16 protein-coding genes and 1 riboswitch are annotated in these 23,871 nt (G+C 44.3%); of the genes, 3 read left to right on the top strand and 13 right to left on the bottom strand.

All coding sequences use genetic code 11. The features are described 5' to 3' along the window. Window positions 1-366: 366 nt before the first annotated feature. The 9 genes from ACYVAA_RS00780 to ACYVAA_RS00820 form a co-directional block, all read right to left on the bottom strand. The gene (locus ACYVAA_RS00780; RefSeq protein WP_460538090.1) at window positions 367-3,003 is read right to left on the bottom strand and encodes a glycoside hydrolase family 95 protein; all 2,637 of its coding nucleotides are present in this window, start codon (window positions 3,001-3,003) and stop codon (window positions 367-369) included. A gap of 119 nt (window positions 3,004-3,122) precedes the next feature. Next, a complete protein-coding gene (locus ACYVAA_RS00785) occupies window positions 3,123-4,778 on the bottom strand; it encodes a RagB/SusD family nutrient uptake outer membrane protein (RefSeq protein WP_460538091.1) in 1,656 nt (551 codons plus the stop codon). An 11-nt stretch (window positions 4,779-4,789) separates the two neighbouring features. Beyond that, window positions 4,790-8,122, bottom strand: coding sequence for a SusC/RagA family TonB-linked outer membrane protein (locus ACYVAA_RS00790; protein WP_460538092.1), 3,333 nt, complete (start codon window positions 8,120-8,122; stop codon window positions 4,790-4,792). 28 nt (window positions 8,123-8,150) lie between these two features. Continuing rightward, the gene (locus tag ACYVAA_RS00795) at window positions 8,151-9,215 is read right to left on the bottom strand and encodes a FecR family protein (protein WP_460538093.1); all 1,065 of its coding nucleotides are present in this window, start codon (window positions 9,213-9,215) and stop codon (window positions 8,151-8,153) included. A 66-nt stretch (window positions 9,216-9,281) separates the two neighbouring features. After that, complete coding sequence (locus ACYVAA_RS00800) at window positions 9,282-9,893, bottom strand: RNA polymerase sigma factor (RefSeq protein ID WP_460538094.1); 612 nt, start codon at window positions 9,891-9,893, stop codon at window positions 9,282-9,284. Between the two features lie 172 nt (window positions 9,894-10,065). Then, window positions 10,066-11,019: a methylenetetrahydrofolate reductase [NAD(P)H] gene (gene metF, locus ACYVAA_RS00805; protein ID WP_460538096.1), complete on the bottom strand. Its 954-nt coding sequence runs from the start codon at window positions 11,017-11,019 to the stop codon at window positions 10,066-10,068. 87 nt (window positions 11,020-11,106) lie between these two features. Continuing rightward, window positions 11,107-13,815, bottom strand: a complete 2,709-nt coding sequence (gene metH, locus ACYVAA_RS00810) for a methionine synthase (protein ID WP_460538098.1) — start codon at window positions 13,813-13,815, stop codon at window positions 11,107-11,109. Window positions 13,816-13,820: 5 nt separating this feature from the next. Next, the gene (locus ACYVAA_RS00815) at window positions 13,821-14,864 is read right to left on the bottom strand and encodes a homocysteine S-methyltransferase family protein (RefSeq protein WP_460538099.1); all 1,044 of its coding nucleotides are present in this window, start codon (window positions 14,862-14,864) and stop codon (window positions 13,821-13,823) included. A gap of 67 nt (window positions 14,865-14,931) precedes the next feature. Continuing rightward, window positions 14,932-15,034: riboswitch (SAM riboswitch) on the bottom strand. 230 nt (window positions 15,035-15,264) lie between these two features. Further along, window positions 15,265-16,572, bottom strand: a complete 1,308-nt coding sequence (locus ACYVAA_RS00820; RefSeq protein WP_460538100.1) for a hypothetical protein — start codon at window positions 16,570-16,572, stop codon at window positions 15,265-15,267. Between the two features lie 375 nt (window positions 16,573-16,947). Here ACYVAA_RS00820 and ACYVAA_RS00825 point away from each other — a divergent pair, with 375 nt between their 5' ends. Beyond that, window positions 16,948-17,268 carry a YbjQ family protein gene (locus tag ACYVAA_RS00825; protein WP_460538101.1) on the top strand — a complete coding sequence of 107 codons (321 nt, stop codon included), beginning with the start codon at window positions 16,948-16,950 and terminating at the stop codon, window positions 17,266-17,268. A 136-nt stretch (window positions 17,269-17,404) separates the two neighbouring features. Here ACYVAA_RS00825 and ACYVAA_RS00830 read toward each other — a convergent pair whose 3' ends face one another. The 3 genes from ACYVAA_RS00830 to ACYVAA_RS00840 all read right to left on the bottom strand — a co-directional run bounded on the left by ACYVAA_RS00830 (window position 17,405) and on the right by ACYVAA_RS00840 (window position 19,673). Further along, window positions 17,405-17,653 (bottom strand): NAD(P)H-dependent oxidoreductase subunit E, encoded by a 249-nt coding sequence (locus ACYVAA_RS00830; RefSeq protein ID WP_460538102.1) that lies wholly within the window; start codon window positions 17,651-17,653, stop codon window positions 17,405-17,407. Window positions 17,654-17,659: 6 nt separating this feature from the next. After that, on the bottom strand, window positions 17,660-18,913 hold the full coding sequence (locus ACYVAA_RS00835) for a DUF819 family protein (protein WP_460538103.1): 1,254 nt from the start codon (window positions 18,911-18,913) through the stop codon (window positions 17,660-17,662). A 133-nt stretch (window positions 18,914-19,046) separates the two neighbouring features. After that, a complete protein-coding gene (locus ACYVAA_RS00840; protein ID WP_460538104.1) occupies window positions 19,047-19,673 on the bottom strand; it encodes an NUDIX hydrolase in 627 nt (208 codons plus the stop codon). A gap of 455 nt (window positions 19,674-20,128) precedes the next feature. Between ACYVAA_RS00840 and aceK the strand changes: the two genes are divergently transcribed. Further along, complete coding sequence (gene aceK, locus ACYVAA_RS00845; protein ID WP_460538105.1) at window positions 20,129-21,862, top strand: bifunctional isocitrate dehydrogenase kinase/phosphatase; 1,734 nt, start codon at window positions 20,129-20,131, stop codon at window positions 21,860-21,862. A 296-nt stretch (window positions 21,863-22,158) separates the two neighbouring features. Beyond that, a complete protein-coding gene (locus ACYVAA_RS00850) occupies window positions 22,159-22,776 on the top strand; it encodes a DUF4136 domain-containing protein (protein ID WP_460538106.1) in 618 nt (205 codons plus the stop codon). A 33-nt stretch (window positions 22,777-22,809) separates the two neighbouring features. On the opposite strand, the gene ACYVAA_RS00855 is transcribed toward ACYVAA_RS00850, so the two are convergent. Next, entirely contained in the window at window positions 22,810-23,742 is a 933-nt protein-coding gene (locus ACYVAA_RS00855) for a CHAD domain-containing protein (RefSeq protein ID WP_460538107.1), read from the bottom strand. Window positions 23,743-23,871 lie beyond the last annotated feature (129 nt).

Consider the following 23,871-nt stretch of genomic DNA (forward strand, 5'->3'; position numbering starts at 1 on the left):
TGTAAGTCAGTGGAGAATGGTCCCGCCCCAACGGGGCAAATTTATAATAGCCTGGGGTGGCAGCCCCAGGCTATTATACACCACGACGGCCATGTTTTGGCCGGACAACCGTCAATAGAGCATACAACTTGCCGCTTGCCGCCAAAACCCGTGGATTTCAATTGAGAATCACGAAATTGCAAGCGATCAGAATGCCATACCCATAGAATATTTTGAAAATAGATTCTAATCTTGACTTATAAGACAGCCTGTTTTTTATTCAATGTTATTTTCTTTAAAACACCTCACAGGCCATATTGTACAGCGTGCTGGCTTTATCCATCGTGAAATAAGGGAGTCATGGTAAGGCATAATCTATGTTTGCCCTTATTTCCCCGTAAATACAATCACATCCCCAGGCTTGGTTTGGATATAATATTCGTAATCATCTTTTTGTTTCAAGTCAGGCAGTTGCCCCTCATAATGGTTAAGAAAATTACCTGAAGTGATCGGGCTCAGCAAGTCATTTTCAGCTTTGTCCACCAGAAGAATGTCTTCCTCAAATTCCAAAGGTGTGGAAGTCTTAATGGGCAATAGCCCACCTTTATGTGCGATGATCGTCCCTTTTTTCAGTACATTTCCTGACCAGTCCATGTCCACTTCAAAACCTCCCCTAGCCTTTAGGCCGCTTATTGCCCCATTTTTCCAGACAGTTGGCAAAGCAGGCAACAGCTCGACCCAGCCTTCATGGCTTTGAAGGAGCATTTCAGCTATCCCGGCAGTGGCACCAAAATTACCGTCTATTTGGAACGGTGGGTGCGCGTCGAACAAATTGGAATAAGTACCGCTTCTGGAACTGCCCTTTTCCCCATCCTTGACAAGCTGAAGCAGATTGGTAAGTAATTTTAGGGATTTGTCCCCTTCATGCAGCCTTGCCCAAATATTGACCTTCCAGCCCATGGACCAGCCGGTTGCTTTATCCCCTCTTCGTTCCATGGTTCTTTTTACCGCAGCCACAAGATCTTCGTTTTCATTCCAGCTGATCTGGTTGCCTGGGTGAAAACCATACAAATGCGAAATATGCCGGTGCTCCGGATCCTGCTCCTCAAAATCGAACTGCCATTCCTGTAATTGACCATATTGGCCGATTTGATAAGGCAGCAGTTTTCCTAGTTTTTGCCGGATTTCTCCTTGGATATCGGTTTGGTATCCGAGTAGATCACAAGCTTCTAAATAACGGGAAAAAGACTCCCGGATAATGGCCAGGTCCATGGTCGGGCCTGGACTTTGGGTAGACATCCCCCCCTCTCCAAATATGAACTTGTTTTCTGGACTGTGTCCTACCGGGGTAACCAGATAACCCTCTTTATTGGGAATAAGCCAATCTTTATAAAACAAGACCGCACCTTCCAAAAGGGGGAATATTTGAGTCCTCAAAAAGGCTTTATCGGCACTGAACAGGTAATGCTCCCATTTATGGCTCATCAGCCATCCTGCTACCATGGGCCAAAAGGAACATTCACACATATCCACCGGTTCGGCTTGTCTCCAGACGGTCATATTGTGATTTCCCAGCCATCCCTGGTTGCCGAACATCTGTTTTGCGGTCTGGGCACCATTTACCGCCAATTCATCAATGGCCGTAAATAGCGGCTCCTGGCATTCGGCCAAGTTGGTCAGTTCTGCAGGCCAATAGTTCATTTCCAAGTTGATGTTCATGGTATAAGCACTTGCCCAGGGTGGAATGACCTTATCGTTCCAGATCCCTTGTAGGTTCAAGGGCTGTCCTCCTGGTCTTGAACCGGAAATCATTAAATACCGTCCAAACTGAAAATAAAGACCTACCAGAGACTGGTCCTTTCCATTGGAAAAGTGCAGGACACGCTGGTCTGTTGGAAGCTTGGATTGCTTGCTCTGTTTATCCAATTTGATCTTTACCCTATCAAACAGCTCCTGATAGTCCTCCGTATGGGTCGACAATAAAGATTCATAGCTCTTGTTTGCTGCTGCTTTTAAAAAGTCTGTGGATTTGGCTGATTCATCCACTCCCTCTGTTACCGGGGACTTGTCAAAACCATTATAACTGGTGGCTGCGGCGATTAAAAACACCACCTCATCGGCATTTTCAACTTTTACTTTGCCGTCCTTTTGGACCACCTGTCCACCCGAATTTCTGGTTTCCACTCTGGTATCAAAGGCCATTCCCAAACCAAACACCTCTTCATCATACATCACCTGTGTGGCTCCCGGTTTGACATTTCCATCCTTATCAAAGATCTCAGGATATTTGTGTTGGTCACCGATGTTCTTTACCGTTTCCAGTGACCTCCGCAAAGCAATTCCAGGGGCTTTTCCCTGCAAAATCAAGAGGTCATTTTCACTGAACACCTTCTCAGTAGGCTTGTGAGGGGTGGAAAGGTTCAGTTCGCAGTTGATCTTTCCTGGCTGATCTGCGGAGATCTTCACCACAATAAGGTGATCCGGATAACTTGCAAAATACTCACGGGTATAGGTCACCTCACCCACTTTATAGCTGACCTGAACCACTGATCTGCCCAAGTCCAGACTCCTTTTATAATCCTTGATTTCTTCCTTATGGTCAAAATCAATCCATACATCCCCCATGGGCTGGAAACATTGCTGTGCCCTGCCCAACCAATCTTTTTTGATGATTTCTGTCGCCTCTTGGTATTCTCCTGCTTCCATCAATTCCATGACCTCAGGATACTTTTTACGGACATTGATGGTCTTAAAGGTGTGGTCTGGATCTCCCGAATATAAGGTGCCCTCATTCAACTGTATACGTTCCTTGTTTACCTCACCAAAGATCATAGCCCCCATGTAGCCGTTACCGATGGGAATGGCTTCGGTCCACTCTTTGGCAGGTGAGGCATACCAAACGTTTAAATCTTGTTCACCCGGATCAATTTCAATTGCTTTTTGGGCAAAGGAAGGGAGTCCGGTGAATACTAAAATGCATAAAAGTGTTCCTATAGAAAATATCCGTCTTGTTCCAATCATCATGCTTTGACTTGTTCAATATGGTAAATAGAAAAAGAAAGGTAAGCCCCGAAAAACACGAGGCTACACTTTCTTTTGATAAAATTAGTCCAAAAGACCTACTCGACAAAATTTAATTTCCATTAGAAATAACCTTGGTTTTGTTCCAAAGTCGCTTCCGTATTGGTTTCAATTTCACGAAATGGTATAGGCCATACATTTTGATGGTTGGCGATACGTACTCCTGTAACAGGATTGTATTGTTTTACCCTTTCTACCAGCTTTCCCGTTCTCATCAATGTAAGCAGACGAAGTTCTTCCCAAGCCAGTTCACGAGCCCTCTCATCCAGGATATAATCCATATCCACCTCACCGGCGGCAACCGGATTGGCATTGGCCCTGCTTCTTACCACATTGATGTCCTCAGCTGCACTTCCCGCATCGCCATTCAGCAGATGGGCTTCAGCTCTCAATAAATAGGTTTCTGCCAACCTAAAGATATACTGGTCGGTAGCCATATTATTGGAGGAATTGTTGAGCAGTCCAGTTTCAGGATCTAGGACAAATTCCTGTGGGAAATTATTGATCGGGGCCACTTTGGCAAAGATCACATTCCACCATCGATCAAGGGGGTTGGGAAAGTTGTCAATGGCTCCGCTTTCTACGATTTTCTGCCCGTAATAGGCTGAAGCAGGATTATTGGCCACAATATCCCGCATGATATTGTTTTCTGAAGTCCTTATATCAGTACCAGCGTCCTCCCAAATAAGGTCACGCACATAAGGTGTCGGCGCGTACCAGCCGATCCCTCTTCCGCCATAAGCATTGGATGGACCGATGAAGAGATTGACGTCGTCCGGTCCTTTTAGCTGCCAATAGAGAGGGATCAAAAACCTTGGCCAAGGATTGCCTGCTCCCCCGCCCTCAACCAGGTATTCATATTGCCTTACCCAAATGGACTCCGTATTGCCACTGGCCCTGTTTTGGTTGTTCATCCTGAACAGGTCCCAATATACATCTCCCTGTTCGTTCATCCTGGATCCAAAACGGCTGTTCATCAATTCAAAGTTGGGATCATCGATGACCGCACTGGCAGCTGCAATGGCCGCGGGATAGTCTCCCGCCATTATATGTACTTCTGCCAATAAGTGGTTGGCGGCAGCTTTATTAAGTCGTCCATCCTCTTTTACCTCATTGGCTCCAGGTAAATTGATAGCAGCAAAGTTCAGGTCGCTGATCACTTGCTGCAATACCGCTTCTTTGGTAGCCCTTACATAGTCCCTTTTGGGAGAGGTGGCCTCCTCAAGTACCAATGGCACACCACCATATAAAATACTGAGGGTTCTGTAGGCGTAGCCTCTAAAAAACATGGCTTCTGCCTGCAATTCATTTCTGAGGTCTTCCGATTCAAAATTGATTTCCGGATTTTGAATTCTTTCTATGACTGCATTGGCATTGGAAATCATTTTATACAGATCAGCCCATACATTTTGCACCACCCCTGTGGTCGGGTTCATTTTGTCCTCATACAGGTTAAGGTCATGGGTCACATCGATGGCATCCCAGGCCATATCGGTGGGATAATGCATGGCCCTTCCCTCACTGCTGTTGATATTAAGCAAGGCTGCAAATACGTTATCGTACATTTTGGCCACTGCCGCATTGAAATCTTCAGGTCTGCTAAAGGAATTGTCAGCAGTATAGATCCCAAGAGGTTCTTCTTCCAGCCATTCGGACTCGTTGCAGGAAAAGCCTCCCAACAAGATTGCAGGTATCAATAATTTATATATTCTTTTCATGGGTATTCAGATTAAAATTCAATGTTCAAACCAACAGTATAACTCCTCATGAGCGGCACGCCGGATACCAGTCCTATGCCGGTTTCTGGATCCCATCCTTCCCATTTGGTCCAAGTAGCCAGATTTTTTCCGCTCAAATTGACTTTTAAGCTTCTTACTTTCAGCTTTTCCAGAATATCCGGGGTAAAGGTGTAGGATACGGAAAGGTCCTGTAGCCTCACAAAACTCCTCTGGTCATAGGGCCTACCCACAAAGCTGGAAGGGGTATCCAACCTTCTGTACTTCGCATTGGGATTTTCCGGCATCCAATAATCAAAAGCCATAGCGTTGGAATAGGAAAGCTGGTCTTTCTTGAACAGGTCGCCATCGCTGTAAGGGCTGCCGTCAGCATAGTAATAATCTTTTCCGCCTTGGATGGAGTTGATAAACATATAAATACTGAAGTTTTTATACTTGAAGGTATTGCTGATGCCGAACCTATAGGAGGGGTCCCGATAACCGATGATTTTTCTGTCATCTGGCGAAATGATGCCGTCTCCATTGAGGTCATCCAGCTTGTAAGTGCCAGGGAAGAAGCCGGTTGGCACTTCATCCTCCAATTGCCACATGCCCACTACATCGTAGTCAAACACCACATTTTGTGGTTGGCCTATGAACAGCCGGTTGGTAACAATATCATCTTCTTTGCCATCTCCATCATTGTCAGCACCCAGGATAGAAACGATCTCGTTTCTGTTTCTGGAAAAATTAAACCCGGTTTCCAAACTCATGTCCTGACTCTGCAGGATTCTACCGGTTAGTCCCAGTTCTATTCCATGGTTTTTTACCTCCCCGATATTGGTGGCTATACTTGAAAAACCAGTGATTTCGGGAATCTGGATGTTGTAAAGAATATCCTTGGTATGGTTGTTATAATATTCAATATTACCGTAAAGTCTAGATCGTAAGAATTCAAAATCTACCCCGACATTCAGTCCTGTGGTGGTTTCCCACTTCAGGTCATCATTGGCCATGGAATTGATCCACTGCCCGATGGTAGCACTTCCACCGTCTCCAAAGATGATGGTCGGCTGAGCCTGAACCGTGGCGAGTGTCTGGTACCTGGAAACCGCCCTTCGGCCTGTTTCGCCGTAAGAAGCTCTTAACTTCAGGTATTCTATCCCTGAATTGGCCATAAAATCCTCTTCACTCATCACCCAGCCCAAAGCTACCGAGGGGAACACCCCTATCTTGCTATTGCTCCCGAACCCGGAGAATCCATCCCTTCTTATCGTGGCCGTCAGCATGTACTTGTCCATAAGGGTATAAATGGCCCTTCCCATGGTGTAAAGGCTGGTTTCTTTTTCAGCTCCTGTGTTGATCAGGTTGAGGGAAGGATCGCCTGCCTGCAGTCTGTTATAACCCAAAATAGGATTTACAAAGTTCTGGGCAGAAGAATTGGTCACATTGGTTTCAATGCTTTCTATCCCGTATAAGAAGGTAAAGTTCAGACGGTGGATGTCGTTAATGGTCTTCTTGTAGGAAAATATATTGTCTACGATATAACTGTACCGCTCATTTCTGTCTTTAAATCCACTGCCCGTATAATTGGCTCCCCAAGGATTAAACTGGTTGTGGGTATTGACGATGTAGTTGTTGCCGAAATTCAATCGGTAATTGAAGCCTTCAAGGAAGGGTAGTTTAACATCCAAGTGGAAATTACCGAAAAGGTTCAGTCTTTTCTCCTCATCGTCAATTTGGTATTGTAAAAATGGATTAAGGTTCAGCCCATTGGGTTCAAGGATATATTCCCCGTTTTCATCATACAAGGGTGCAAAAGGCTGGAAATGGAAAATATTGTTCACACTTGGGGATACACCGGAATAATCACTGGTGGTCAAAAATGTCTCCATGCCGAAGGTCAACCAGTCAGTCACCTTACTGTCCATGTTTACCGTCAAGCTGAGGCGTCTATAGTCATCATTTTTTACAAAGCCTTTTTCATTCAAGACACCTGCCGCCACAAAATAGCCGGAATTCTGTGTCCTTCCGCGAATGCTGATATCGTGTTTATTGATTTGGCCATTGCCTGTCAACATGCCCCACCAGTCATTATCGAGGTTGTTTTGATAGCCTTCGGAAATCTGCAGGGTTTTCAAATAGGGTGTAACCGAAAAATCGGGATTGGGTTCCAAAAAGTCAGGTCCTATCCTACTGTCGGTCCAATACACATCGTTGAGAAAGGCTTTGTTTTCTGCCGTATTAAAGGGCTCCAAGGTATTAGCAGGTGACTGTAGTGAATACTGTCCGGAATAGCTGATAATAGGCTTTCCCTCTTGTTGCCCTTTTTTGGTGGTTATCAAGATCACCCCGTTTGAGGCTTGGGAACCATACACTGCGGCGGCACTGCCATCTTTGAGCACTTCCACAGATTCCACATTGGAAGGATTGATATCTACCATGCTTCCCCGGTAAATGATACCATCCAAAACAATCAAGGGGGCATTGTCACTGGCTGAGCTGGACAAGGTGCTTTGTCCCCTAATATCGATTCTTGGCTCAGCACCGGATGAGGTGATGGCTCCTACATTGAGGCCTGCCACACGCCCCTGAAGCGATTGCAGCAGGTTGACATTGGACAGCTCCTGCTGTTGTTCTACTCCCACACTTGCCACGGCGCCTGTTAAATCTCTTTTTTCTACGGTGCCGTATCCGATCACGACCACTTCATCCAATGACTGGGTATCCAGCACCAAGGTGACATCGATGACAGATCGGCCGTTTAATGCAATTTCCTGCTTTTCATAACCGATAAACGAAAATACCAGTTGGGCGTCGTCTGGAACATTTTCCAGTACATAGTTGCCGTCCAAGTCTGTAACTGTTCCAAGGGCTGTCCCCTTCACCAAGATGCTGGCTCCGGGAATAGGCTGGCCTGCTTCATCTTTCACTGCCCCTTGAACGCTCAGCTCTATGGTAATAGGTTTATTCACCTGTGCCGTGGCTGATTTCTTAACGCTTATCCTGTGGTTTACCTGCTTAAATTGCAAGCGGTAGGCACCGGCCAATTCATACAATACATGTTCGAGGGATTTTCCATTGGCCGTCACATTGATCAATGAAAAGTCTCGAAGTAGGCCTTCCTCATAGAAAAAACTGAAATCAGTTTGTTTATCGATTTCCTCGAAGACACGCTCCAATTTTTCGTTTTTCAGGTCCAGAGAAACCATGACCTTGGCCATATCGGTTTGCTGTGGCAATGCTCCGCCCATACCATGACTGTAATGGCTGAGCATCAGCTGAAAGAAAAATGCCATTGCAAGCACCTTTCCAAGGATTTTGGGAATGGGTATCAATTGTTTCATAGTTAGTTATTTTAGGTTATGGATTGTATTATTGGGGATTAAAATTTATGGTCACTTCTTCTTGTAAAATGTCAAAGGAAAAATCCAGGGAATACTGCATGGTTTCCAGGACATTTTTAAGGGTCTCTTGTTTAAATTCACCACTTATAAACAATGGTTTTTTCGGAAGCCCATTTAACGTGATCTCCACTCCGTACCACCTTTCGAGTTCTTTGACCGCCTCCATCAATGGTTTTTTCTTGAAATACAAAATGCCCTCTTTCCAAGCATACTGTTTGAGGTTTGTTGCCTTTCTTTTTTCCAAAACCTCAGATGAGCCCACAAAGGCCTCCTGCCCAGGCTCCAGGTACACGGTACTGGGCATCGTGTTGTCAAGTTGATGTTCTACGAGTACTTTGCCGGTAGCCAGGTACACTTGGGCCAATTCTCCCTCCATGGCCTTAATATTAAAGGAGGTCCCCAGAGCGGTGGTCGTCATTTCTCCACTTTTTACCCGAAAAGGCCTTAAGGTGTCATGTGCCACTTCAAAGAAGGCCTCTCCTCTTAACTGTATATCTCTATGGCTTAAACCAAAACCGCTCTTATCGTATGACAGCTCACTGTCGGCATTTAAAATCACCGAGCTGCCATCAGGGAGATGAATCTTTGACTTTTGTCCTTTGCCGTTGCTTCGGGTGACCCATTCCTCGGAAGGCCGTAAATTTTCCAGTCCTTTATCATGAAAAACTTCCCTCAAAACCAGTGTGGCCGAAAGGACAAATAAGGTGATGACGGCAGCTCTAAAAAATAGGCGCTTTGAAACAATACTGTTCTTGGAATAGCCCGTCCGCATCTGCTGTTTATCTTCCTTTTTTATTTGCATGGATATGTTGGACAGGGCTTTTGCTTTTCTGTCCTGGTCCCATGAAACAGTTTCTTGATTGAGCTTGATTAAAAGTTCTCTGGCCTCATGAAAGATGCTGGCTTTATCAGGATTTTCTTTGATCCATCTACTCCAAAATAAGTTCAAATGGCCCTTTTCTTCCTCCAAAACCCATTTTCTGAAGTCTTCATCTTCCAATAAATCCCTGGTAGTAGTGATATGCTCTTTCAATTGTATTTCCCTTTTTAGAACAAGAGGGAGCTACTTACCAGATCTAACAAAAAAAAATGATTTTTTTTATAAAAGACTTCCCAAAAGAAAAATCAGGGCAAACAGGAGGAATTTGGATCGGTGTTTTTGGAAGTCCCGTTTGAGTTCTTTTATGGCTCTGAAAATGACATTATAAATGGTGGACACTTCAATGCCCATGATCGCGGAGATTTCCTGATAGGACAAATTTTCGATGTAGCGTAAATGCAGGGCCTCGCGTTGCCTATTGGTCAGGTCTTTCATGGAAAGGTCCAACAGGGCCAGATTCCCTTCCTGGGTTTCCTTTTGGATCAGCTGCTCCTGGTGACTTTCCCCGACGGTTTGACAAAAGTTGTTTTCAGGGATGATTTTAAACTTCCCCTTCTTTTTGATTTTTAGCAGCAATTCCCTTTTGAAGGATTTTAGTATGTAGAATTTTACCGAGTCTGAGATGGCTATTTTATGGCGGTTTTGCCACAAGGAAATAAAAACATCCTGTACGGCATCCTCGATCAAATCAAAATCGGAACTGATCCGCTGCCCGTACCGAAAAAGGTCATCGGCATATTTTTCATAAATAAAAGTAAAGGCAGCCTCATCACTTTCTTTTACAAGAAACCAGATATGCTCATCGGTAAAGTGATGGAAATGAGGGTACATGGGATTGGCTAACGGTTATTGGGCATATGCCCAAGTTAGCTGAAACCCTGCATCTTTTATAGAAGGATTTTACCCATATTACGACTTTTATTTGCCATAGTGATATAAAACAAAAGAGTCATTCTGCCCTTTGGGTGAAATGACTCTTTTAGAATTATCTTTAGTTTTGATATTAAAACACCTCACTGGCAACCTTGTGCACTGTGCTGGCCTTGCTCATGGTGTAATAATGAAGGCAAGGCACACCAAAATCTATCAGTTCTTTACTCTGCTGTATGGCCCATTCTATCCCTACTTGCCTTACATCTGCATTGTTTTTACATTTTTCCAGCTCATCCATCAAAGCATCCGGAAGATCCAGGAAAAAGGTTCTTGGCAACATGGTCATTTGTCCCAAAGTCGTAATCGGCTTAAGTCCTGGAATGATCGGAACGTCGATGCCTGCCTCTCTTACCTGTCTGACAAACTCAAAATACTTTTGGTTGTCAAAAAACATTTGGGTCACAATATATTCTGCACCGGCATCTACCTTGGCCTTTAGATATTTCAGGTCAAATTTGAAACTCGGAGCTTCAAAATGCTTCTCCGGGTATCCGGCAACACCTATACAAAAATCCGTGTGAAAACCCGTTTCTGTTTCCTCATGAAGGTATTTTCCTTTGTTCATGCCCACAATCTGTCCGACCAACTCGTTGGTATAATTGTGCCCATCTTCCTCAGGGACAAACCGACCTTCTGATTTTGGAGCATCACCTCTCAGTGCCAAAACATTTTCCACACCGATAAAATTAAGGTCGATGAGTACGTTCTCTGTATCTTCTTTGGTAAAACCTCCGCAAAGAATATGGGGTACAGCGTCCACTTTAAACCTGTTCATCAAGGCAGCACAGATCCCCACTGTTCCTGGCCGTTTACGGGTACTTACCTTTTCCAGCAAACCATTGTTATGCTTTTTATAAATAAACTCCTCACGGTGGTAGGTGACATCAATGAAGGGAGGCTCAAATTCCATCAACGGAGCAATACCGTCCAGCATTTCATTCAGGCTTTGGCCTTTGAGTGGTGGTAGAATTTCAATTGAAAAAAGTGTTTTTTTCGCTTGTTTAATGTGTTCGGTTACTTTCATGTGTATTTGTAATTGTCACAGTGATAAGGAGCATGGCCCGAAAAATAAAAGGACAATGCTCCTTACAATTGATCGCAAAGCTAATGATTATTCCAATACAGGATTTAATTTAGGATTGTATGCCAGGTTTGGCGAGAGCCACTTTTCGGCCTGCTCTTTGGAAACGCCCTTTCTTCTGGCATAACTCTCCACCTGGTCCTCACCTATTTTACCCAATCCAAAATACTTACTGTCGGGATGGGCAAAATAGAAACCGCTTACAGAAGAGGTAGGGACCATGGCAAAACTTTCGGTGAGATCGACACCTATGTTTTTGTCAGCTTCCAAGAGTTTGAACAAAGTGATTTTTTCCGAGTGTTCCGGGCAGGCCGGATAACCCGGTGCAGGCCGGATGCCTGAATAGGCCTCTTTGATCAGTGCCTCATTGTCAAAACGCTCCTCTGCTGCATACCCCCAAAGTTCCTTTCGTATTACCTCGTGCATATATTCCGCTGCAGCTTCGGCCAGGCGGTCTCCCAATGCCTTGAACATGATCTCATTGTAATCATCTCCCACAGCTTTGAAAGCCGCCACTTTATCTTCCATCTTTAATCCGGCAGTTACTGCAAAGCCCCCAAAATAATCCACCTCTTCAGGATGTAGATAATCCGCCAAAGAGCGGTTGGGTACCCCTTTGCCTTTTTTGCCTTGCTGTCTTAGAAAGTGGAAGGTAGTGGAAGTGTCCTGATGGTCTTCGTCCAATAAGGTAATATCATCTCCGGATCTTCTTACCGGATAAAGGCCTACTACTGCCTTTGCCTCCAGCCATCCTTCTGCAATGATGCTGTCCAGCATTTCGTTGGCCTCGTCGTATAATTTCTTGGCCTGTACTCCCACTACCTCATCCTTGAGGATTTTAGGGAATTTGCCCGCAAGCATCCAGGTGCTGAAGAAAGGAGTCCAATCGATATAGTTTCTAAGGACATTAAGGTCCAGATCCAAAACGGTCTTTCCAAGTTTGGCCGGCTTAAAAGGAATATAATTATCCCAGTCAATGGCTACAGGATTGGCCTTCGCCTCCTCGTAGGTGGCCAGCTGTTTTGCTTCCTGTTTGGCCTGATGGGCCTCCCTAAGCTCATGATAGGTAGCCTTCATGTTCCTTTGATAGGCTTCACGGGAATCTTCGCTTATGGCCTCTCCTGCTACCGGAACTGATTTCGAAGCATCCAATACATGAACAACCGTACCGCTGTAGGCAGGATCAATTTTTACCGCAGTATGGATCTTACTGGTGGTGGCACCACCTATCAACAGGGGTATGGTCAAACCCTGTCTTTCCATTTCTGATGCTACATTGACCATTTCATCCAGTGATGGGGTAATCAGCCCGCTCAGGCCTATGATGTCCACGTCGTTTTTGATCGCCTCGTCAATGATGGTCTGGGCATCCACCATCACTCCCAGATCAATGATCTGGTAGCTGTTGCAGGCCAACACCACGCCGACAATGTTTTTACCGATATCATGTACGTCGCCCTTCACTGTAGCCAAAAGCACCTTTTTGATGGAACTCTTGGATTCATTGAAATCAGCATCTCCAGCTTTGGGCATAAAAGGCTCCAGATAGGCCACGGCTTTTTTCATCACCCGGGCAGACTTTACCACTTGCGGCAGGAACATTTTCCCTGAACCAAACAGGTCTCCTACCACATTCATGCCGTCCATCAAAGGCCCTTCTATCACTTTCAGGGGACTTTTTAAATTTTGACGGGCTTCTTCAGCATCTGCCTCAATATAATCGATGATCCCTTTGACCAGGGAATGTTCAATTCTTTTTCCTACCGGTTCGGATCTCCAGGCCTCATTGGCCACTTCCTTTTTGCCTGATGATTTGACTGTTTCGGCAAATTCAAGCAGTCGCTCAGTGGCATCGTCCCTCTTGTTCCACAATACATCCTCTACATGCTCCAGCAGGTCCTTGGGAATGTCATCGTATACTTCCAGCATGGCTGGATTGACAATCCCCATGTCCATACCGTGCTGTATGGCATGGTAAAGAAAGGCGGCATGCATGGCTTCGCGTACAGGGTTATTGCCCCTAAAAGAGAAACTGACATTACTCACACCACCACTGACTTTAGCCCCCGGAAGGTTTTGTTTGATCCATTGGGTAGCTTTGAAAAAGTCAATGGCATTGGTCCGGTGCTCCTCCATACCCGTGGCAACAGGGAAGATGTTGGGATCGAAAATGATATCCTGCGGATTGAACCTTACCCTTTCCACCAAAATATCATAACTTCTTTTACAGATATCCACCCTTCGCTGATAGGTATCGGCCTGTCCATCTTCATCAAAGGCCATGACCACTACTGCAGCACCAAATTTCTTTATGGTCTTGGCCTGATGGATAAATTCTTCCTCTCCATTTTTCAAACTGATGGAGTTGACGATTCCCTTGCCCTGGATACATTTCAGGCCTGCTACGATAATGTTCCATTTGGAACTATCGACTACGATAGGAATCCTGCTTATCTCTGGTTCGGAGGCTAAGAGGTTAAGGTATTTGACCATGGCAGCCTCTCCATCCAGCATCCCCTCATCCATACAGACGTCAAGTACCTGGGCGCCACCGCGTACCTGGTCAAGGGCCACTTCCAGGGCTTCATCAAACTGCCCATTTAATATCAAACGGGCAAATTTCTTGGAACCGGTAACGTTTGTTCGTTCCCCGATATTGACAAAATTCAACTCAGGGGTAAACACCAAAGGCTCTAAACCTGAGAGTTTTAACAGGTCATTGTATTTTTTTTTGTCCATTCCCACTATTCTTCTTCAGTTACAAATGCTAGTTTTCTGGGTTGGTATTTTTTGCTCGTTTCAGCAAGGGTTCTGATATGTTCCGGAGTCGTGCCGCAGCATCCCCCCAAAATATTGATCAGGCCATCCTGGAGAAATTCTTCCACTTGATCGGACATTTCTTTGGCCGTTTGGTCATACTGTCCAAACTCGTTGGGCAATCCGGCATTGGGGTAGGCGCTGACATAAAAGGGGGCTTTTTCAGCCAAGACCTTAAGATAAGGCCTCAGCTCTTTCGCTCCCAATGCGCAGTTGAGCCCTATGCTAATCAACGGAACATGTGACATGGAAATCATAAATGCTTCAGTGGTCTGTCCGGACAGGGTTCTTCCTGATGCATCGGTGATCGTTCCCGAGATCATAATGGGAATACCGCCTTCCTGTGGATCCAAAGGGATACCCTTTTCCTCATACACTTCCTGGATGGCATATAGCGCAGCTTTTGCATTCAAGGTGTCAAAGATGGTTTCCACCAAAAGGATGTCTGAACCACCGTCCAATAAGCCCCTCACCTGCTCGGCATATGCTTCTGCCAGTTGGTCAAAAGTGACCGCACGGTAACCGGGGTCATTGACATCCGGGGAGATGGAGGCTGTTCTGTTTGTAGGCCCGATGGCTCCCGCTACGAAACGCGGCTGGTCGGGGGTCTTTTCAGAATAGGCCAAAGCCACTTCCTTGGCAATTTTTGCCGATTCTACATTAAGCTCATAAGCCAAATGGGGCAGGTCATAATCTTCCTGAGCAATGGAAGTACTGCTGAAAGTGTTGGTCTCTAAAATATCCGAACCAGCTTTCAGGTACTCCTCGTGGATTTGTCTGATGACATCCGGTCTGCTTAGGGACAGCAAATCGTTATTGCCCTTAAGTGGCTTGGGGTGACTCTCCAAAGCAGGCGTCCTGAAATCCTTTTCATCCAATGTATAACGCTGGATCATGGTACCCATGGCCCCGTCGAGGATCAAAATTTTCTTTTTAAGCTGTTGGAGTAATATATCCGTTCTAGTATTCATGCTCATCTGTTCATCTAAAAGCTTATATCGAGCAAAGAACCGGAAGAAAAACTTGGCATTCATCTACCGCTCATCTATTCCTGTCTTTCACAGGATGGGAGTTAGCACCTTGCTAGATTCAGGTTGCTAAGACGTCATAGGGCCCTTCCCTCGGTCTTTCTCGATAAGCAATCCCAAAGTTAACAGGAAAAGATGGAAAACAATTGCAAATAGCAGAAATTATTTGCGGTGAGGCGATTTTGCTCATCCCGAAAATTCCACCAAACGACGGCCTTAGTGGAAAAACTTGGGTGACCTGATGTGCTGTGAAAGCTGACGCCCTCCTGCGGCGCTTTATAAACTGCTGATAGCGTTACAACTACCGCTTCTGGAAAACTTTTTACTTAATTGAAAGAAATTATTAAGGCCTTATTCCTACCCCCAATTGCAAATAGGGTCCGGCCATGTACTTGGCCATGCTCTGGTCAGCCAATCGGTACCTGGCCAGTGGGACTTCATATCCTCCGTATAGGGTGTAGACCAATGCTGCCTGGGTCTTTTTCGACAAGGGAGAAGCGTACGAAAAATAAACTTCAGGCTTTGCCATGGCGCCGGCATTTTTGAGTTCTCCATCATAATCCGGAAGATCGATCATTTCTGGAAAACCGATTTTGTATTTGTGCAGCATGGTATAGCGGATGTTGGCATAGCCAAGGCCACCGGTCACCCCCAGCTCCCAATTGTTCAGATCAAAGAGTTTTTTTCCAAAATTGCCATAAATCCTCAAGCTGTTCAGGTTGTGCACATAGGTTTCATTGGCCTCACCACTCATGCTGAGGTTAAATAGGTCCAAACCATAAAGTGTGCCCCGGTTTTCTCCAAGTATCTTTAGTCCGATATTGTATGGTGTACCGGAAAGCTTGCGGTATCCCTTTTCTTCCAAAAGGTTGTTAAGGGCATTGGGCTTGGTAAAATGCTGACCATAAAAAACATGAAAGCCCAAGGAAGCATCACGATAAAAGTAGTTTCCCTCAGGCAAGCTTATTCCCGCTCCTAAACGGACAAAGGCCCCGCTCTGGAGATTGTCAAAATTCATATTGTTGATCTTCCAGGACTCTTCGAAGGGATTGAAAGAATAGCCCACCTTGGCCATTAAGCTCAAGACTTCTTCCCTTGGGAGTATATCCAGGTCATAGCCCAGCTCAAAACCGATTTCTGTCAGGAAACCACCTAAATTTTGGCTCCCTTTGGTCACATCGTTTCTTCTTAAAATATAGCCGCGTGCAGGCTGTTCCAAAAACTCCCCTAAACTTACTTCCTCCCTATCTTGGAGCATTTGAAAGTTAAGGTACCCCAGTCCGATGGACATATAATGGATCAATTGAAACCGGCCTTCTTCCGTAAAACTATAGCCAAAGCTTACAAAGCCCCTTGTGGTTCTGTAATCCATCTCATAATCGCCAAAACTGCTTTTCATACCATTGTTCTGGTACAGTTCGGCACCGATGATAAAATCATTGAACCTGGTCTGGTAGCCCAGGCCATAACTTTTGTACCCGTTGGGCATGGGGTCTGCTCCCCTATCTTCCAGCAGTTCATTGAAATCGAGTAAGGTTCCGCCTGAAAATCCATAATAGGCATTGAAGCCGGTTCGTTGGTAACCACTGCTCTGGGCCAGAACACCTTGCCAAGTGAAAGCTAAAACAATAAAAATGATCAGGTATCTCATGAAGATTGATTTCAACCCAAAATTAAAATTATAATGATGTTTTTCGATAATTTTTTCTGTTAAAATGAAAGGGGCAATCAACTTTATGCCCTACATCGGATATATCAATTATCGTCCGGTATAACTGCTTCAGATGGAATCGTCAGACTGAGCATCACTTTACCCACCAATAATCCATTCGGTATACCCCAAGACCAGACTGCCTTATCAAAGCCTCCCCCTCAATACAAGTCCAAAGTAAAGAGGGCTTTTCATTCTTTAACAAAGCCTGTGCCCATATTTTCCTAACCCTAGTCATGGATTTACGTAAATTCTTCTTGTATCGAAATTAATTTTTTATCAACACTAAATATTACTGATTAAATCAAACCAAACATGATTACGACAACAACGCCTCATGTCGAAGGACATGAAATCAAAAAGTATTGCGGTATTGTAACCGGTGAAACGATCATAGGTGCCAATATCTTCCGTGACTTTTTTGCGGGAATCACCGACATTGTGGGAGGCCGGTCAGGTGCTTATGAAAAAGTACTTAAGGAAGCCAAAACCACTTCCTTGGCAGAAATGGAAATGCAGGCCAGGGCACTTGGAGCAAATGCGGTAGTGGGGGTGGATTTGGATTATGAAACTATCAGAGATGGAATGCTGATGGTCACGGCCAGCGGCACCGCCGTGCTTATTGAGCAAAAATAGCCAAAACCGAATAGCTGTAGTTTGCAGTATAATTAACTTATTTCTCGCCGGGTCGCGGAAGCCGTATAATTTTTGCGTTTAACGCTTCATCCTTAGGGCTTCTGCTTCTTTGCGAGAAATAGTGCTTTTAGGTCCTTTAGAGATGTTTGTTGCCTAAAGCGGCCACCATTTTCTCCTTATCTCCTTTTTTGATCACCTCGTTGTTAATGACCATAATGGGGCCCGTTTTGCAAAAGTCCATGCATTTTGTTTTTACCAATTTGTATTGTCCTTTATGATCATCCAATTTGATCACATCCTTTGCCTCCTTCAGCAAAGCCTTACACCCGTTTTTTTTGCAGTCAGACCCTGTGCAAACAAAAATAAACTTTCTATATCTTCCCATGATCATCTAAAGGTTTGATACTAACTGTAACAACAATCCGCACAAATAAGCTCCGTATGTACCGGCCGCATAGCCAAATACTGCCAGCAGGACTCCCACAGGAGCCAAGGAGGGATTAAAGGCCGAAGCCACAATCGGAGCGGAGGCAGCCCCACCAACATTGGCCTGCGAGCCCACCGCCACGAAAAAGAAGGGGGCTTTGATAAGGTAAGCCACTACCAACATGACTGTAATATGCACTGCCATCCAAACGATCCCCACCAAAAACAAAGTAGGGTTATCTAAGATAGCGAATAAATCCATCTGCATCCCCACGGTAGCAATCAAAACGTATAACAGCACACTCCCAAGACGGGAAGCACCTACCCCCTCGAGATCTCTGGCCTTCGTAAAGGAAAGGATCAGCCCGCCGGTAGTGGCAATGATGACTATCCAAAAGAATTTGGAATCCAGGGAATACTTTTCCAATTCCGGATGGTGGGTGCCTATCCAAGGGGCAATATAATCTGCCATCCAGTGAGCCAGTCCGGTGAGCACAAAGCCTATTCCCAATACCTTAAAAGTATCCCCCATGGTGGGGATTTTCATGATACTTCCTCTGTAAGATTCGACGCTTTTTTGTAATTCCTTGATGGCTGAGCTATCAGCTTTGAAGATACGGTCCACCCTTGAAGGATTGCCGGCCCAATACAGCAGGAAGGCCAGCCATAAATTGGCGATGACCACATCTACTGCTATCATCTGGCTAAAAAGCTGCGGACTGGCACCAAAAGTCCTGAGCATAGCGGTCTGATTGGCCCCTCCTCCTATCCAGCTTCCTGCAATGGTGGCCAAGCCTCTCCAGACCTCATCCGGCCCTACCCCTCCCAGTACAGAATTATCCACGGCCGATACGATCAATAAAGCAATGGGGCCCCCCAAGATAATCCCCACGGTTCCGGAAAGGAACATGATCAGTGCCTTAGGGCCCAATCGGATAATTCCTTTAAAATCTATGCTGAGGGTAAGCAAGACCAGAGAAGCCGGCAACAAATACCTGGAGGCAACCTGATAAAGATTGGAAGTTTCACCCGAGATTATTCCTAAAGTATTGAGAATGGAGGGTAAAAAATAGCATAGTAAAACAGAGGGTACTACACCATAAAACTTTTTCCAAAAGGTTTTATGGCTGCCTGAAGTGGCAAAAACAAGGGCCAATATGCCCATCAAAAGTCCCAAGACAACAGCGTCATTGGTAATCAAAGGAGAAGTTTCCTGCATCTATAATGGGGTTTACAAGGCTATCATGATACTTTCGGTTAATCTATCGGTGTTTTCTGCACTTGGTATTTAGAGCATTACGCAGTGCAAAACAAATAAAAGCTTCAAGAAATAAAAATAGTAGGCTTTCAACTTATTGCCATATAGCCATCAATTCACCCAGAATCATCGCAGTAGCTCCCCAGACAACCTCCTCATCGATGTCAAAATAGGGCGCCATCACTTGGTGTCCAGAATGCAGCTTAAGCTCGGTTTCTTTTCTGATCCTATGGTCCACCAGTTCTTCAAACCTGCAATGGATGATTCTGCTGACCTCCCTCGGATCAGGTTTGAAATGAGGTAGGCTATCAGTAAAGCCAATATAAGGCGTCACTAAAAAATTGCTGGGGGGAATGAAGAGATTGGATAGTTTTCCTATCAATTTGATCTGTTCTTTGTCTACTCCTATTTCTTCTTCAGTTTCCCTTAAAGCAGTTTCCTGCAGGTTTTGATCCTGTGGTTCCCATTTGCCACCGGGAAGTGATACCTGTCCACTATGGGTACCGTCATATTCTGGTCTTTTGATAAAAGGCACCGTACAGCCGCCTAGCCCAGGGTACAGTAATAGCAGCACGGCCCCCTTTCTGGCATTTTTTTGATCATGTTGTGCAAACCGGGCCTCATTGATGGGCTGTGGGGCCATGGTGATCTGTCCCTGCCTGCCTGGAAGGGGATTTTTCAATTTGGTTTCAAGATGATGTACGACCGTTTCTAATCTCATGCTATTACAAGTGCTTTTCTATCACGCAACAATCCTTAGTTGACTAAAATTCAATTGCTGCTTGTAAAAAGTGATTTACAACAAAAAAGGTCCGAACAGAATGCGGACCTTTTTTTACTATCAAACCTATTAAACCTATTGTTGAATTATTCAATGAGTTGAATAACTTAACGGAAAGGTAAAAAATTATTCTCAATATGCAAACAATCGTTTGCGGAAGAAAAACAATACTGATATTGCTCTTTTATTTTTCAAGCAGCATTTCCCAAATATCCTTCTCAGATCAAAGAAATTCAATAGTATTTTATTTCTTGAAACGGTCCAAGTGCTAATTGATTAAGCCTCAGCTTTTTTGGTGAAATAAGTGATTTATTTTTAGGACTTTCGGGATTTTACATGCTGACCAAAGTGGATTTAATTATATTTCGACCCTAAGAAAGAATAATAATTTCACCATGCTGCAAACCAAATCGGAAATTCTAGTTGTCGTCAATGAGATTTTGGAAGGGTATAAAAAATACATTGCCGCATTCCACGAGCACACCAAAAGAGCACCTATCTATTTCAGAGAGCGGGACTGGGATGGCGTACAGCTTAACCACCGTCAACGGTTACGGCTTTACAAGGACTGCGTCAATGAAGTAGTCCTTATCAGCAAAAACCGCTTTGGCGAATATTTAAAAGACAGGAAATTCTGGTACGAAGTAAAGCAGTGTTTTTCTTTCGAAATTGATCAGCGAAAGGATAAGGAGTTGGCAGAGTCCTTTTACAATTCGGTCATCCGGAAATCAGTAGCAGAACTGAGCATAGATGAAGAACTTATGTTTGTCCTGGAAGGCTATGATTCCTGTGAAATCCATCCCCAGGAACCCTTATTCAATAATTACCCCTCTCACTGGGGTGTTCAGAAGATCATCCGGAAGATATTGGAGGATTTTGATTTTCAAGCTCCCTATTACCAAAAAGAAAAGGATGTCCAATTCCTGGTCAGGAGTATCAGGGAAATTATTTTAACCCGGTATAAAGTGGATGAAAACACTACCACTCAGGTCCTAAAGCAGGTTTTTTACCGAAACAAAGCCGCCTACCTTATTGGAAGGACTTTTTTAGGTGGCAAATGGATGCCCTTTATTATTCCCTTTATGCATGGGCCAAAGGGGGTGTTTGTCGATACATTGATTTTTGACCCTAACCTGATGAGTGCCATATTCAGCTATACCCGCTCCTACTTTATGGTCGAAACAGAAATCCCTTCCCAAATTGTGGCCTTTCTGAATTCGGTGATCACCCATAAGAAAGTCTATGAGCTCTACAATGCCATCGGGTTTAACAAACACGGAAAGACAGAGTTTTATAGGGATTTTCTCAATCACCAAAAGACCAGCGATGACCAATATGTCGTGGCTCCAGGGATTAAAGGCATGGTGATGACCGTGTTCACGCTCCCCTCCTACAATATTGTTTTCAAGGTGATCAAAGATAATTTTGATCCGCCTAAAAACATGACCAGACAAGAAGTAAAGGACAAGTACCGCCTGGTTTCCTTGCATGACAGGGTCGGTCGAATGGCCGATACCCATGAGTTTGAGCATTTCCAGTTGCCCTTGGAAAGGGTACACCCTGATTTGCTCCGGGAACTCAGAAACACGGCCAATTCACTGATTGAAATAAAAGGGGATACGCTTTGCATCAAACACCTCTATACTGAAAGGAGGCTTACCCCGCTGAACATGTACCTGGAGGATTGCTGTCTGGATGATGCCAAAATAGCGGTGGAAGAGTATGGAAATGCTATTTTACAATTGGCCAAGGCCAATATTTTTCCAGGGGATATGATGACGAAGAATTTTGGGGTTACCCGTCAGAAAAGGGTCATCTTTTATGATTATGACGAAATCGAGTTCCTGACCAAAATGAATTTCAGGGAAAAACCCAAGCCGGTGACATTTGACCAGATTTATGCCTCCAAGCCATGGTATGATATCGCCAAAAATGATGTGTTTCCAGAGGACTTTAAGCGATTTATGATCGGAAGGAAGGATGTGAAGCCCCATTTCTTTGAATTTCATAAGCTGCTCTTTGATGCCGAGCATTGGAAGGCCATTCAGCACCGTATCGAAAACGGAGAGTTAATCCATGCGTTTCCCTATCCGGATTACATGAGGTTCAGGCCAGATGAAGAAGTTTAGCCCCTGTTCAACTCATTTTCGGTACTTCCGAAACAACCCTTAAAGGCCTTACCTATTATTTTCCTGGACAAAAGATATTTTCTAGATGATCCGTTCAATTTCGTGCATCGTATATTTTGATAATTGAAGTTAATTAATTAATATTCAGTATGTCAGCTTGAAAATTGCCCAATATTGTATTTTCAAAACGGCTGATGTCAATTCATCCTAAATTAGCACTAAAACCGAACCCCAACTAGACTGTCATACTACCATGATTACCTATGCTTAATTAGAAGATCTAAAACACCAGGGAAATGAAAAAAGCTCATCTATGTCTCATTTTAACGCTGTTCCTGTTTACAGCTTGCTTTTCATCCAAAGACTTTGTCGCCGAGTACGATTATGATTACCGAGGTAACTTCAAAAAGTATAAAACCTTTGCCTTTATGGAAGACACCGGGACAGATTCCATTAAGCATATTCCCATCATCGACAAAACCATCGTTTCCAGGTTGAATTCCCAAGGGTTTACCCATCAGCTGAACAAACCGGATATCCTGATATATTACAAACTGTTCATTAGCCAAATCAGGTACCGCGGGTATATCCAGCCGGAGTTTGACAACTGGCTGTCCAGCAGAGGCCTGGAAATACTTAAAGAAGAGGAAGAAAAAGAACGAAAAGGTAAGGAAGAAGAAGAAAGTGATGAGGAAAGGCAAGCCGGCGAAGACTACGACAATATTAAATATTATGAAAATGATGGGATGCTGATCATCTATGTCATCGATTATAAAAAGAACAAAACCATTTGGCAAGGATATACCGCCGCCAATTTCGATATCAACTCTCCCAGTATCAACCTTGACCTTACCCGGGCGACTTATAAAGTCATGAACCAGTTCAGGTTGGTTACCAATAATTATTCATTTTAGAATTAACGTAATTAAGATTGATTGCTAGCCCCTTTACAAAGGGGCTTTTTCGTTCTTTTCAAGCGAAAGACCGTATTGATAAGCCTCCCATATGGCCTCCAATCGCTGCTTGAAATTTTTAGGTCGCTCCGAATAGCATTTACTGCCTAAATCAAGTGCATTTAGACTGCACAAAGACTTATGATAAGCTACAGTTTCATCGAAAGCCAACCTTTCTTTGGTATTGGAAATAAACACCCCTTCCGTTTCTATCATCTCCTGTAGTACTACCAGGTCATGCCCCTCTCCTATATAATCGGTCAGCTGGTGCATTTCCCCCTCCCAAAAGGTCATTAAGTTTGGCCACAATGGGTTAAGGAACTCCAGCTGGTAACGAAGGTATTTCGCCTGCTTTCTCCATTCATGGAAGTCTTCTGACTTGCCGGTTGCCTCGGCAATTTTCCTTAATCGGTACCCTTTTTTGTATACTTTTGTTATGCTTGAGGACAGTACATCGAAAGATGACCGCTCCAAAGACCAATCTTCTATCTCTGTTAGTTTTTCCTGTATTTGGAGGTTTATGGACTCTAAGACTTTCTCCTTCTTGAGCATTTGCTTTTCAAGTGTCGATTTTGCGCGGTCAAGTTTCTTGGCGATTGTTCGGCAGGTGCTTTTATTGGCCGGATGATCTTTGGTGGCATAAAGCCTCACCAGGGTGTCCTGAACCGCCTGATAATCCCTTAACTTACTGACGGCCCTCCCTGCATCCCTAAAGAAAATATTTTCCTCAGTATAGCCGGGAAATCCTTCTTTAACAGCTCTCAGTAATCCGCGGATCTTTTTGAGTGATTTTCTAATATCGTGAATGCGTTCAGGAGGAGCCTTACGGCTGCGCAACACTTCAGCAATGGACTGGCACTGTTCTGTAATCAGCCTCTTCCAACCAGTGGCTATATTTTCATCTTTGTTTAAGCTAATTGTATCCATGGTATAAATTAGCATTATATCTCATGTACTCATAGAGAATGGCTTAATTATTATCCTGCGTTGGACCGCTTTATCAAGGTTTAAATGGTAAAAAATTATTTTTAAAAATGGGGATATCACGATTCAATT

Source organism: Echinicola sediminis (assembly GCF_054777495.1).